10 protein-coding genes are annotated in these 13786 nt (G+C 58.2%); 5 read left to right on the top strand and 5 right to left on the bottom strand.

Annotation, left to right across the window (positions count from 1 at the left end):
• Window positions 1-7: 7 nt before the first annotated feature.
• The gene (locus D781_RS03345; RefSeq protein WP_015670904.1) at window positions 8-1807 is read right to left on the bottom strand and encodes a long-chain fatty acid--CoA ligase; all 1800 of its coding nucleotides are present in this window, start codon (window positions 1805-1807) and stop codon (window positions 8-10) included.
• 446 nt (window positions 1808-2253) lie between these two features.
• Window positions 2254-3201 carry a transcriptional regulator LeuO gene (leuO, locus tag D781_RS03340; protein ID WP_015670903.1) on the bottom strand — a complete coding sequence of 316 codons (948 nt, stop codon included), beginning with the start codon at window positions 3199-3201 and terminating at the stop codon, window positions 2254-2256.
• Window positions 3202-4070: 869 nt separating this feature from the next.
• Between leuO and leuA the strand changes: the two genes are divergently transcribed.
• Genes leuA through leuD form a run of 4 tightly spaced genes read left to right on the top strand, consistent with a single transcriptional unit; the run spans window position 4071 to window position 8755 of the window.
• Complete coding sequence (gene leuA / locus D781_RS03335) at window positions 4071-5645, top strand: 2-isopropylmalate synthase (RefSeq protein WP_015670902.1); 1575 nt, start codon at window positions 4071-4073, stop codon at window positions 5643-5645.
• A 2-nt stretch (window positions 5646-5647) separates the two neighbouring features.
• Window positions 5648-6739 (top strand): 3-isopropylmalate dehydrogenase, encoded by a 1092-nt coding sequence (gene leuB / locus D781_RS03330; RefSeq protein WP_015670901.1) that lies wholly within the window; start codon window positions 5648-5650, stop codon window positions 6737-6739.
• Window position 6740: 1 nt separating this feature from the next.
• The gene (gene leuC, locus D781_RS03325; protein ID WP_015670900.1) at window positions 6741-8141 is read left to right on the top strand and encodes a 3-isopropylmalate dehydratase large subunit; all 1401 of its coding nucleotides are present in this window, start codon (window positions 6741-6743) and stop codon (window positions 8139-8141) included.
• Window positions 8142-8152: 11 nt separating this feature from the next.
• Entirely contained in the window at window positions 8153-8755 is a 603-nt protein-coding gene (leuD, locus tag D781_RS03320) for a 3-isopropylmalate dehydratase small subunit (protein ID WP_015670899.1), read from the top strand.
• A 69-nt stretch (window positions 8756-8824) separates the two neighbouring features.
• On the opposite strand, the gene D781_RS03315 is transcribed toward leuD, so the two are convergent.
• The 3 genes from D781_RS03315 to sgrT all read right to left on the bottom strand — a co-directional run bounded on the left by D781_RS03315 (window position 8825) and on the right by sgrT (window position 12008).
• Window positions 8825-10297: a DASS family sodium-coupled anion symporter gene (locus D781_RS03315; RefSeq protein ID WP_015670898.1), complete on the bottom strand. Its 1473-nt coding sequence runs from the start codon at window positions 10295-10297 to the stop codon at window positions 8825-8827.
• 129 nt (window positions 10298-10426) lie between these two features.
• The gene (locus D781_RS03310) at window positions 10427-11611 is read right to left on the bottom strand and encodes an MFS transporter (RefSeq protein WP_015670897.1); all 1185 of its coding nucleotides are present in this window, start codon (window positions 11609-11611) and stop codon (window positions 10427-10429) included.
• 220 nt (window positions 11612-11831) lie between these two features.
• Window positions 11832-12008, bottom strand: coding sequence for a glucose uptake inhibitor SgrT (gene sgrT, locus D781_RS22480; RefSeq protein ID WP_015670896.1), 177 nt, complete (start codon window positions 12006-12008; stop codon window positions 11832-11834).
• A 92-nt stretch (window positions 12009-12100) separates the two neighbouring features.
• Here sgrT and sgrR point away from each other — a divergent pair, with 92 nt between their 5' ends.
• On the top strand, window positions 12101-13762 hold the full coding sequence (sgrR, locus tag D781_RS03305; RefSeq protein WP_015670895.1) for an HTH-type transcriptional regulator SgrR: 1662 nt from the start codon (window positions 12101-12103) through the stop codon (window positions 13760-13762).
• The last annotated feature ends 24 nt before the right edge of the window (window positions 13763-13786 follow it).

Genomic DNA, 13786 nt, shown 5'->3' with positions numbered 1-13786 from the left:
AGAAGATTTACTGATACATAGCCTCAATTTCATGCTGATAACGCTGGGAGATCACCTTACGCCGCAGCTTCAGCGTCGGCGTCAGCTCTCCTAACTCCATCGAGAACGCCGCCGGCAGCAGGGTAAATTTCTTTACCTGCTCGAAACGGGCCAGCTCTTTTTGCATCTCGCGCAGTCGTGCCTCAAACATCTCGATAATCTGGCTATGGCGCAGCAGTTCCAGGCGATCGTGATATTTGAGGTTGAGCGATTTGGCGTACTCTTCCAGCGATTCAAAACACGGCACAATCAGCGCGGACACGAACTTGCGCGCATCGGCAATCACCGCCACCTGCTCGATAAAACGATCCTGCGCCAGCGTGCCTTCCAGCATCTGCGGCGCAATATATTTACCGCCAGAGGTCTTCATCAGATCCTTCAGCCGCTCGGTGATAAACAGGTTGCCCTGCTCGTCAACCGCGCCGGCGTCGCCGGTCTTCAGCCAGCCATCGGCGGTAAACGTCTGTGCGGTTTCCAGCGGTTTATTAAAGTAGCCGCGCATGACAACCGGGCCGCGCACCTGAATCTCGTTCTCTTCCGCGATACGCACTTCTACGTCAGGCAGCGGTTTGCCGATAGACCCGAAGCGGAAGTCGTGCTCTTCCCAGCAAGAAACGGTGGCGCAGGTTTCCGTCATGCCGTAGCCGTATTTGATGTTTACGCCCAAGGCCTGGAAGAACAGAATCACGTTATCGTCCAGCTTGGCCCCGGCGGCCGGCAGAAAGCGCACCCGCCCTCCCAGCAGACCGCGCAGCTTGCTGAGCACCAGCTTATCGGCCCAGCGGTGCGTCAGGGCGGACAGCCGGCCACAAGGCGTGCCGGCGCGCTCTTGCAAGAACTTGCGCTCGCCGCAGCCAATCGCCCAGCGGAACAGAAGCCGACGCCACCACGGCGCGCGAGCGACTTTCTCATGCACTGCGCTGAAGATCTTTTCATAAAAACGCGGTACGGCGCACATCACGGTCGGCCGCACCGCCGTCATCGCCTCACGCACCCAGTCGGTATTCGGCAGAAAAACATTCTGCGCGCCGGAATGCATGATAAAAAAGCTCCAGGCGCGCTCAAACACGTGCGACAGCGGCAGGAAGCTGAGTGAAACATCCTCTTCCCCCACCGTCAGACGATCATCATGCTGGCACAGCTGAGCCGCCATATTACGGTAGTCCAGCATCACGCCTTTTGGTTCGCCGGTCGTGCCCGAGGTATAAATCAGCGTGAACAGATCCTGCAGTTCACAGCCATTGATGCGCTCATCCAGCTGCGCCTGATAACGTTTGACATCCGCATCACGCTCCAGCTGGTTCAGGTAGCAGGCGATTTCGCACCCGTGCAGATCCACCGCCTCGTTAAAGACGATGATCTTCGCCAACTGCGGACAAACGCCGCGCAACGCAATGGCGGCATCCATTTGTGTCTGATCGCCGACAAACAGAATGCGGATATCGGCGTCATTCAGCACAAACGCCGCCTGTGCGGCGGTATGCGTGGCATACAGCGGTACGCTGACCGCACGCAGCTGCAAAATAGCCAGATCGGTTAATGACCAGGCCATGCTGTTATTGGCAAAAATTGCCACGCGCTCTTGCACTTCAACGCCTAACGCCAACAGGGCGCTGGCAATACTATCCATATGCACGCCGACCTGCCGCCAGGTCAGACGGGTTTCGCCCACCGGCGTCCATTGACGGAAGGCAATGCAATCGGCGCGCTGGCTGCGCTGCTGTTGGATGCGCTGAATCAGATGGTAATGCTGCAGATTTCTGGTCATAGAGCCTTAAGCCTAAAACGGGTCAATCGGTTAGCTGCAACGGGACATCGGTACCCACAAAATTTCAGCTTACACGTGTTTACTTTTTTCCGCGCAGTCTACCGGCTCTCTGAGCGAGGGGGAAGAAATTTCAGCGTCGATCTGTGAGCTTAAACACATGGGAGGTCTGCTGAGTGTGACGCAAAGCAGGGAAGCGGAGGCCCGTCCGCTGACGGCCGTTTCGTGAATGGCATGATAAAAGGCGCGGCACGCCATCCTTTATCAGAACAAAACTCCAGAACTTGATTGATTTTTGGTTTTTATATTTGAAAGAGTTAAAATGAATCATCACGAAAAAAAACAGGAATATTCTAAATAAAAAACACCCGATTACTTAATACATCGCCCTACAACCACCGAGATAAAAATTAACCCGAGGGCGATCCCTCGGGTTAATTATCCGTGTCTTAATGCAGCGCTTCTGATTCGCTTAGCACCGACTTCATCCACTGATGCCCTTTATCACGTTCGGCGGATTCATGCCAGGAGAGATAACAGGTAACCTGTTTTTTATCCAGCGGCAGGGCCAATAATTTCAGCTGCAGGCTCGACGCATATTGCTGGGCAAACCAACGAGGAACAATTGCCAGCATATCGGTACGGGAAACCAGATTCATCACGCTATATAAATCTGTGCACTGCTGTGAAACGATACGCTGCATAGCGTCTTCGATATAATGCGGCCGACTGAAAGAACAGAACCGCTCCAGAGAAACCACCGCGTGCTGCTCCTGCATCAGCTGTTCACGCGTAACGCCGTTGATTATCCGTGGGTGCGCTTGCGCAGCGACCACCACCAGCTCATCGTCAAATAATGCGTGGCGCTTAAATTCGCTGTGTTCAAAATGCGTATAACCAATAACAAACTCCATCTCCTGATAACGCAGCTGATGCTCAATGTTATTGTTGAGATAAGATTTTATTTGCAGGCGAACGTGGGGCGCCATTTCCTTCACGCTGTTGATGACTTTCGCCGTCAGGCGTAAATCTAACGGGCTACAAATGGAGATGGGGAAAATCCGCTCGCTGGTCAAGGCGTCAAACCCGGCCCCCGGCAGTTCGTTCTGCACCAGCTGCAGCGCCTGACGAATCGGCCCGAACAGCTGTCTGGCGCGCATCGTCGGCTGGATGCCGCGGCCAAAGCGCACGAACAGCTCATCGTTAAACATTACTTTCAACCGTGCAACGGCATTGCTTACCGCAGGCTGCGACATGCCAAGCACATTTGCCGCGCGCGTAATATTTTGCATTTGCATCACGGCATCAAACACGGTGAGCAGATTAAGATCGACGCTGCGCAGATGAATATCGCCGCCTTCCTTCCCCAAGACATTTCCCAAATCATATCCAGACATATCCAACTCCACTAAGTCCTATGTAGATAACTTCACCGACGCACCATTAAGAAACGATGTCAGAAATATCACTCCGTTTTCCCGATCGGTAAAGTTAGCCCTCTTGGTAAATTATCCTGCAAGAGATAAAAGCCAAGAATCATCCAATATAAATACGGCACTAAAATGTATGCCAACAAATTCACCGACCCATTACACCATTGAACACATCTTCAATAGTAATAAGCCGAGGCGGTGTTCAAAAAAACACCCACACCAGATAAATCAGAACATAAAAATAGACAACGGACAATCACACAGTATTAAAAGCTGTGATTTTTAGGACAGTTTCATTTCACACTTAATAACTCTAGTGCGCCAAGTCATTACACCATTCAATTTAATAAAATTAAAAATCAACACCGTGAATATATCATTCTTTCAGCATGTACCAAGCGCCTTAATTGGTTAACTTTACCCTAGCCTCACGCAGAATCAACGCCATATCTCACGACACGATTCATTTATGCTAACAGCATCCCAACTCCAATACTTTTTTAAACTGACAAGTGCGTTTTTTTCAACATTATCTGCTGACGAAGAGCGTGATGCCGCTGCTGGTTTCATTATATCCCGGGTTTTAAAATCAGATGTTGACATCGCCTTGGCGATAACGTATCAAATTAGACAACGCAAACATTGAGAGAAGTGGAATCACATGATCCGTATTACTCGTCTACTAGGCCTACTACTAAACGCATCTTCTTTGCGCGGTATGCCAGTGGGCGGCGATCGGTCCTGATTCAGCCACTCAGCTATAATAAACCCGCGCTACTGCGCGGGTTTTTTTTTGCCCGCTTAGCGTGAAAAACACGATAAGGAACCAAGCGATGAGCCAACAAGTCATTATCTTCGATACCACATTACGCGACGGCGAACAGGCGCTGCAGGCCAGCCTGAGCGTAAAGGAAAAGATTCAAATCGCAATGGCGCTGGAAAGAATGGGCGTCGACGTCATGGAAGTTGGCTTCCCGGTTTCTTCACCGGGTGATTTTGAGTCGGTGCAAACTATTGCGCGTCAAATCAAAAACAGTCGCGTCTGCGGCCTGGCGCGCTGCGTCGACAACGATATCGACGTCGCCGCCGAGGCGCTGCGCGTCGCCGAAGCGTTCCGTATTCACGTTTTCCTGGCCACCTCGACGCTGCACATCGAGTCAAAGTTAAAGCGTTCGTTTGATGAAGTGCTGGAGATGGCCGTACGCTCGGTGAAGCGCGCACGCAACTATACCGACGACGTCGAATTCTCCTGTGAAGACGCCGGACGCACGCCGATTGATAACCTGTGCCGCGTGGTTGAAGCTGCCATCAACGCCGGCGCCACCACCATCAACATTCCCGATACCGTCGGCTACACCACGCCGAACCAGTTCGGCGGCATCATCAGCACGCTGTACGACCGGGTGCCGAACATCGACAAGGCGATCATCTCCGTACACTGCCATGACGATTTGGGTATGGCGGTCGGCAACTCCATCGCGGCAGTGCAGGCCGGCGCCCGCCAGGTGGAAGGCACGATCAACGGCATCGGTGAGCGCGCGGGCAACACCTCGCTGGAAGAGGTGATCATGGCGATTAAAGTGCGCCAGGACATCATGAACGTGCACACCAATATCAACCACCAGGAAATCTACCGCACCAGCCAGCTGGTCAGCCAGCTGTGCAATATGCCGATTCCCGGCAACAAGGCGATCGTCGGCTCCAACGCCTTCGCACACTCCTCCGGCATTCATCAGGACGGCGTGCTGAAAAACCGCGAAAACTACGAAATCATGTCGCCGCAGACCATCGGTCTGAAAGACGTTCAGCTGAACCTGACCTCACGCTCCGGCCGCGCCGCGGTGAAACACCGTATGGAAGAGATGGGTTACAAGGATCAGGACTACAACCTGGACGACCTGTACGCCGCTTTCCTGAAGCTGGCGGACAAGAAAGGTCAGGTGTTCGACTACGATCTGGAGGCGCTGGCGTTTATCAATAAGCAGCAGGAAGAGCCGGAACATTTCAACCTGGGCTACTTCAGCGTGCAATCCGGCAGCAGCATTATGGCCACCGCCTCGGTCAAGCTGATCTGCGGCGATGAAGAGAAGGCAGAAGCGGCCACCGGCAACGGTCCGGTTGATGCGGTCTATCAGGCCATCAACCGCATTACCGACTTCCCGATCGAACTGGTGAAATATCAGCTGACGGCCAAAGGCCAGGGCCGCGACGCGCTGGGCCAGGTGGATATCGTGGTGTCCTACAATGGCCGCCGCTTCCACGGCGTCGGTCTGGCGACGGATATTGTCGAATCGTCAGCCAAGGCAATGATCCACGCATTAAACAATATTTGGCGCTCCCAACAGGTAGAAAAAGAAAAACAGCGTCTGCAGCAAAACAAACATCAAAATAATCAGGAAACGGTGTGAACATGACGAAGAGTTACCATATTGCCGTCTTACCCGGAGACGGAATCGGCCCCGAAGTAATGGCCCAGGCGAAGAAAGTACTGGAAGCCGTGCGCCAACGCTTTGATATCCGCATCACAACCAGCGAATACGACGTCGGCGGCATCGCCATCGACCGCCACGGCAGCCCGCTGCCGGCGGCGACGCTGAGCGGCTGCGAGCAGGCAGACGCTATTTTGTTCGGCTCGGTGGGCGGCCCCAAGTGGGAACATCTGCCACCGGCGGAACAGCCGGAGCGCGGCGCGCTGCTGCCGCTGCGTAAACACTTCAAACTGTTCAGCAACCTGCGTCCGGCCCGCCTGTATCAAGGGTTGGAGAATTTCTGCCCGCTGCGCGCCGATATCGCCGCCGCCGGCTTCGACATTCTGTGCGTACGCGAACTGACCGGCGGCATCTACTTCGGCCAGCCGAAGGGGCGCGAAGGCCAGGGCATGCAGGAACGCGCCTACGATACCGAGGTGTACCACCGCTTCGAGATCGAACGCATCGCACGCATCGCCTTTGAGTCGGCGCGCAAACGCCGTAACAAGGTCACCTCCATCGATAAGGCCAACGTGCTGCAAAGCTCGATCCTGTGGCGCGACGTGGTGAACGAGGTCGCCAAGGATTACCCAGACGTAGCGCTGTCGCACATGTATATCGACAACGCCACCATGCAGCTGATCAAAGATCCAGCGCAGTTCGACGTGCTGCTGTGCTCCAACCTGTTCGGCGATATTCTGTCGGACGAGTGCGCGATGATCACCGGCTCGATGGGCATGCTGCCTTCCGCCAGCCTGAACGAAGCGGGCTTCGGCCTGTACGAGCCGGCAGGCGGCTCCGCGCCGGATATCGCAGGTAAAGGCATCGCCAACCCGGTCGCCCAAATCCTGTCACTCACCCTGCTGCTGCGTTACAGCCTGGAGGCCGGCGAGGCCGCCGATGCGATTGAACGCGCAATCAACCAGGCGCTGGAACAGGGTTACCGCACCGCCGATCTGGCCGGCGACGGCCAGGCGATCAGCACCGATGACATGGGCGACATCATTGCCCGCTTTGTGGCACAGGGGGCATAACATGGCCAAGACGTTATATCAGAAATTGTACGATGCCCACGTGGTGTACGAAGCGCCGAACGAAACGCCGCTGCTGTATATCGACCGCCACCTGGTGCACGAAGTCACGTCGCCGCAGGCCTTCGACGGCCTGCGCGCCATGGGCCGCAAGGTGCGCCAGCCGGGCAAGACCTTCGCCACCATGGATCACAACGTCTCGACGCAGACCAAAGACATTAACGCCAGCGGCGAGATGGCGCGCATTCAGATGCAGGAACTGATCAAGAACTGTGCGGAGTTCGGCGTCTCGCTGTACGACCTGAACCACCCGTTCCAGGGCATCGTGCACGTTATCGGCCCTGAGCAGGGCATGACGCTGCCGGGAATGACCATCGTCTGCGGCGATTCCCACACCGCCACCCACGGCGCCTTCGGCTCGCTGGCGTTCGGCATCGGCACCTCCGAAGTGGAGCATGTGCTGGCGACCCAGACCCTGAAGCAGGGGCGCGCCAAGACCATGAAGATTGAAGTCACCGGCGAAGCGGCGCCGGGCATCACCGCCAAAGACATCGTGCTGGCGGTGATCGGCAAGACCGGCAGCGCCGGCGGCACCGGCCACGTGGTCGAGTTCTGCGGCAAGGCCATCGAAGCGCTGAGCATGGAAGGCCGCATGACGCTGTGCAACATGGCGATTGAGATGGGCGCCAAGGCCGGGCTGGTCGCGCCGGACGACACCACCTTCGCCTACCTGAAGGGCCGCCAGTTCGCGCCGACCGGCGATAACTGGGAACAGGCGGTCGCCTACTGGCGCACGCTGAAGTCGGATGACGACGCGCAGTTCGACAGCGTAGTGACGCTGCGCGCCGAAGATATCGCGCCGCAGGTGACCTGGGGCACCAACCCTGGCCAGGTGATCGCCGTTAATCAGATCATCCCGGCGCCGGAGTCGTTCAGCGATCCGGTCGAGCGCGCCTCCGCGGAAAAAGCGCTGGCCTATATGGATCTGCAGCCGGGTATCAAGCTGACCGAGGTGGCGATCGACAAGGTGTTTATCGGCTCATGCACCAACTCGCGCATTGAGGATCTGCGCGCTGCGGCGGCCATCGCCAAGGGGCGTAAAGTCGCCAGCGGCGTCCAGGCCATTGTGGTGCCTGGCTCCGGCCCGGTTAAAGCGCAGGCGGAGGCCGAAGGGCTGGACAAAATCTTTATCGAAGCCGGTTTTGAATGGCGTCTGCCCGGCTGCTCCATGTGTCTGGCGATGAACAACGACCGTCTGAACCCGGGTGAGCGCTGCGCCTCCACCAGCAACCGCAACTTTGAAGGGCGTCAGGGACGCGGCGGACGCACCCATCTGGTCAGCCCGGCCATGGCCGCCGCCGCCGCCGTCAGCGGCCACTTCGCCGATATTCGTGAACTGCACTAAGGAGCATCGCCATGGCTAAATTTACTCAACATACCGGCTTAGTGGTGCCTTTGGATGCGGCCAACGTCGATACCGACGCCATTATCCCGAAACAGTTTCTGCAGAAGGTAACGCGCACCGGCTTCGGCCAGCACCTGTTTAACGACTGGCGCTTCCTGGACGATGCCGGCCAGCAGCCCAACCCGGACTTCGTGCTGAACAAAGCGCGCTATCAGGGCGCCAGCATCCTGCTGGCGCGGGAAAACTTCGGCTGCGGCTCCTCCCGCGAGCATGCGCCGTGGGCGCTGACCGACTACGGTTTCAAAGTGGTGATTGCGCCGAGCTTCGCCGATATCTTCTACGGCAACTCGTTCAACAACCAGCTGCTGCCGGTCACGCTGAGCGAACAGGACGTGGATACGCTGTTCAAACTGGTGGAAGCCAACGAAGGCATTGAGTTTACCGTCGATCTGGAGCAGCAGACGGTCAACGCCGGCGGCCACAGCTACCCGTTTGAAATCGACAGCTTCCGCCGTCACTGCATGATCAACGGTCTGGACAGCATCGGTCTGACGCTGCAGCACGACGCGGACATCGCCCGCTATGAAGCCAACCAGCCGGCGTTTCTGAACTGATACGGTGACGCTGAAAAACAACAGGGGCGGATATTCCGCCCCTGCATTATCACCCCGTTCCCGCCGCGGTTACCAATATCCCAGCCACTTCCACCAGGCCGCGCCAAGCGTCAGCCAAATCAGCAGGTTGACCACGCTCATCACCAGGCCGGTTTTCCACCACTCGCCCAGCGTACTGTAGCCGGAGCCGAAAATAATCGGCGCGGTGCCGGTAGCGTAATGGGTCAGCGACATCATTAGCGAAGAAGAGAACGCCAGGATCAACCCGAGCAGCGCCGGCGGCGCGCCCAGCGCCACCCCAGCGGCGAAGAAAGCGGCAAACATAGCGGTCACGTGCGCCGTAGTGCTGGCGAAAAAGTAGTGGGAGTAGAGATAAACCAGCGTCAACAGCAGCGTGCCGCCCACCCAGCTCATCCCCATATGGGCAATACCGGCGCCAACCGTCTGCGACAGCCAGTTGATCAGCCCCAGCTTGCCCAGGTAGGTCGCCATCATCACCAATGCGGAGAACCAGACCACGGTATCCCAGGCACCCTTCTGCCGCAGGATGTCGTCCCAGCTCAGCACGCCGCTGGCCAGCAAAATCGCCAGACCGATCAGGGCGGCGGTGGTTGGGTTCACCGCCAGCGCCGGGCCGAAAATCATCGCCGGAATACCGGCCCACAGCACCAGCAGCAGCGCAAACACCGCCAGCGTAATCTTCTCCGGCAGCGTCACCGGCCCCAGCGCCTGCAGCTGCCGTTTGGCAAAGTCCGGCGCATCCGGGGTGCTTTTAATTTCCGGCGGATAGAGGAAATACACCACCAGCGGCATCACGATCAGCGAGCAGAGGCCCGGCACCAGCGCTGCCAGCGCCCACATGCCCCAGCTCAGTTCCACGCTGTCGTGCGTGCCTTTGGCGATCAGGCTGACCACCAGCGGGTTTGGCGCCGTGGCGGTGATAAACATCGCCGAGGTGATCGGGTTGATGTTGTAGTTAACCAGCGCCAGATAGCGGCCGATCTTGCCGCTGGTATTCAACCCGGGGCTAGAGCCGAAGCTGTCGGCGATAGACTTCATGATCGGGTGGATAATCCCGCCGCCGCGCGCGGTATTGCTCGGCGTCACCGGCGCCAGCGTGGTTTCCGCCAGCGTCAGCGCATAGGCGATGCCCAGCGTTTTTTTACCGAACAGCGAGATAAAGTAATAGCCGATACGCCCGCCCAGCCCGGTTTTATTCAGGCTGAGGGAGATCATGATAGAAAAGCCGATCAGCCAGATCAGCGGGTTGGAAAAACCGCTCAACGCATCGCCGAGCGCCGCGCCCGGCTTACCGGGGTTAGTGACGCCGGTAACCGCCACCAGCGCGATGGCAACCACCGATACCGCGCCAATCGGCATCGCCTTGCCGATAATGGCGATAATGGTGCCAATAAACAGCGCCAGCAGCTGCCAGGCATTGGGCTCGACGCCTTCAGGCACCGGAATGACAAACCAGATAAGCAGCGTGACGACAACGGCAATCAGGGAGGGAACAGGCTTGAGCGGCGTTAGTTTATCCATAACATACCCACGAAATTCAACGGAAAGGCGCGGCGTTCATTCTAAGGCACCGACGCCTTGTGTCCGTTTAGCTTGCGGCTACGGGGTAATGTTCTCAATGATTTACATCAATGTTAACGAAAGTAGCGGTTAAACCTCCCGCACGCGGGCGCACAACCCCCAGGAGAGCGCCGCCAGCGCCGTCGCCAGCCAGTACACCGCGTAGTGCCCCAGGTTCTCCACCAGCGCTCCCTGCAGCACCCCGGCCAGAATCACGCCGGTGGAGATACTGTTGGTGAACATGGTGGTCGCCGCACCGGGACGTCCCGGCATCAGGTCCTGAAAATAGAGCATGCCGATGCCGGCAATAATACCGATAAAGATCGCGTTGAACAGCTGCAGGCCAATCAGCGCCGGTTTCATGCTGAACTGCGTCAGTCCGAGATAGAACAGCAGCCCCGCCGCAACGGCAAACAGCATCATCCGGCGCTTGCCGAAGCGCTTGACCACATAGCCCGCCAGCAGCATGGCCGGGATCTCCAGCCCGGCGGCGATGCCCATCAAAATGCCGGCCAGCCGCTCCGGCAGCCCGAGATCGCGGGTGATATACAGCGGCATATCGATGATATACATGGTGTTGCAGGTCCACATCAGCGTCGAGGCGATAAACAGCCGGCGCACGTCACGGTTGCGCCAGGCGCTGGGCGGCGCGATCGGCGTCACGTTCAGGCTGCCGGTCTGCGCCTCGCGCGGCACCGAAGGCAGGCAGAACCCCACCAGCAGCGCGCTGACGACGAAGATCCCCGCGGCGATCAGGAACATGGTGGTAAAACCATAATTCAGCGCCAGCATAAACGACAGCGGCGGGCCGATCACCCAGGCCAGCGACAGCTGCGCGCGCATCACCGAGCTGAACATCACCACTTCGCGGCCGCTGCTGTCGGCATATTCCCGCGCCAGGGCAAAAATCTGCGGCATCGCGGTATTGGCCAGCGCCGCCATCAGCACGCCGGCGGTGATCAGCGTCAGGTAGTCGCGGTTAAAGGCGAACAGCAGGCAGTTGCCCACCGCCATCAGGCAGCAGCCTAAAATCAGTTTGCGCCTGTCGCCGCGAGTGTCCGAGCGTTTGGCCAGCATAAAGCTCACCACGATGCCGGCTACCGCATTGACGGTATAAAACAGCCCGACCCACAGCGGCCGCACTTTGACCTCCGAGGTCAGAAACAGGCTGAGCGTCGGCGTCTGCAGCGCCCCGGCGATGCCGGCCAGAAAGGCGACGGCGAGGAACGCGGCGAAAACGGGGTTAAAGCGGCGTAGTGACCAACGGTTATTCATAGCGGCATCCAGGAACAAGGCGAAAACGGCGCAGTAAAAAATCAGCGTAGAAGAAACCCACGAATAGTAAAATTACCGTCTGAGCACGGCAATCACCCGGCGCAAATAAAAATGCCAGTGGGTCGCCCCACTGGCTGGTGAAAAGCACCATTACTCAGAAACACTTGGTCTCCCCGAATTTTCAGGCAAGGCCTGAAAACCCACGGATAGCGGGATAAGGTCAGAGGCGCTTGCGGTAGGCTTCGTCGCTCAACGTCGGCATATCCCACTGGGTGACATGGGACAACATCTCCAGCCTGACCTGCTCCGGCACCAGTCGGGTCAGCCAGTCGGCCTGCTGGCGGCGAACGGCGGCGAAATAGCGCTGATAAAACTGTTTCGACAGCAAAACGTTCATAAGTTCGCCCTCCTCTCTTTCATCTGGGGAGATTATCGACGTAATATAGGGAAAGATAAATTGTCAGCTTACTGCCGGAGAGTTCCCCTTTTATGTCTACGCCACGTCTGCAACAGCAGTTTATCCGCCTATGGCAGCACTGCCAGGGCAAAACCCGCGACACCACGCTGCAAGACCTGGCCGACGCGCTCAGCTGTTCGCGCCGCCACGTGCGCTCGCTGCTGGGGGCCATGCAGCAGCAGGGCTGGCTGACCTGGCAGGCTGAGGCCGGGCGCGGCAAGCGTTCGCGGCTGGAGTTTCACTACACCGGTCTGGCGCTGCAGCAACAGCGGGCGGAGACGCTGCTGGAGCAGGATCGCATCGACCAGTTAGTGCAGCTGGTCGGCGATAAAAAAGTGGTGCGGCAGATGCTGCTGTCCCAGCTGGGGCGCAGCTTCCGTCAGGGAAAGCACATTCTACGCGTGCTCTACTACCGCCCGCTGTTCAACCTGCTGCCCGGCTCGGCGCTGCGTCGCTCGGAAACCCATCTGGCCCGGCAGATTTACAGCGGCCTGACGCGGATAAATGAGGAAAACGGGGAACTGGAATCTGATCTTTCGCACCACTGGCAGGCGCTGACGCCGCTGCACTGGCGCTTTTATCTACGCCCCGCAATCCACTTTCACCACGGGCGCGAGTTGGAGATGGAGGACGTCATCCAGAGTCTGACGCGCCTGACGTCGCAGCCGCTGTTCGCCCATATCGCACGCATCGACTCGCCAACGCCCCATGTCATTGACGTGCATCTGCACAGTCCCGACTACTGGCTGCCGTGGCTGCTTGGCAGCGTGCCGGCCATGATTCTGCCGCAGGAATGGCGTAGCCTGCCGGACTTCGCCCGGCACCCGATCGGCACCGGGCCGTACAGCGTGGTGCGCAACCAGCAGAGCCAGCTGAAAATCCAGGCGTTTGACGACTACTTCGGCTATCGCGCGCTGATCGACGAGGTCAATATCTGGGTGCTGCCGGACATCACCGAAGAGCTGATGTACTCCGGCGTGCAGCTGCAGGCCGACGATACCGGCAAAAACGAGCTGGAAAGCCGGCTGGAAGCCGGCTGCTACTTTCTGCTGTTTGACCGCCGCTCCCCCATCGGCGACGATCCGGACATCCGCAGCTGGCTGTGCGAACTACTCAACCCTATCGCCCTGCTGAACCATTCCGGGCCGGTCAGCCAGCGTTACTGGTCGCCGGCCTACGGCATTTTGCCGCGCTGGCACCACAACCGCGAACTGAGCCAGCGCCCCAAGCCCGCCGCGCTGCAACAGCTGACGCTGGCCTACTACGGCGAACACTCGGAGTTTCACGCCATCCGCGAGGCGTTGGAACCGCTGCTGGCGCAGCACGGCGTGGCTCTGACGGTCAATGTCGTCGATTACGACGTCTGGCACCGGGGAGAAGCGCAGAGCGATCTGTGGCTCGGCAGCGCCAATTTTACGCTGCCGCTGGAATTCTCGCTGTTCGCCACCCTGTATGAGCTGCCGCTGCTGCAACACTGTATGAGTGAGGATCTGGCGCAGGACGCCGCACTGTGGCGCGATAACCGTCTGCCGCTGGCGGAATTCTGCCGCCGTCTGGTCAGCCAGCATCAGTTGCATCCGCTGTTCCACCACTGGCTGCAACTGCACGGCCAGCGCAGCATGCGCGGCGTACGGATGAATACGCTGGGCTGGTTCGACTTCAAATCCGCCTGGTTCGCGCCGCCGGAGACATAAGCATCTTTCACCAGCGGCGCTAAC

The sequence above is a fragment of the Serratia sp. FGI94 genome (assembly GCF_000330865.1).
GTDB classification, from domain to species: Bacteria; Pseudomonadota; Gammaproteobacteria; order Enterobacterales; family Enterobacteriaceae; genus Serratia_B; species Serratia_B rubidaea.
Note: the sequence above shows the minus strand (reverse complement) of the source record. Positions and strands in the feature narration are given on the sequence as shown.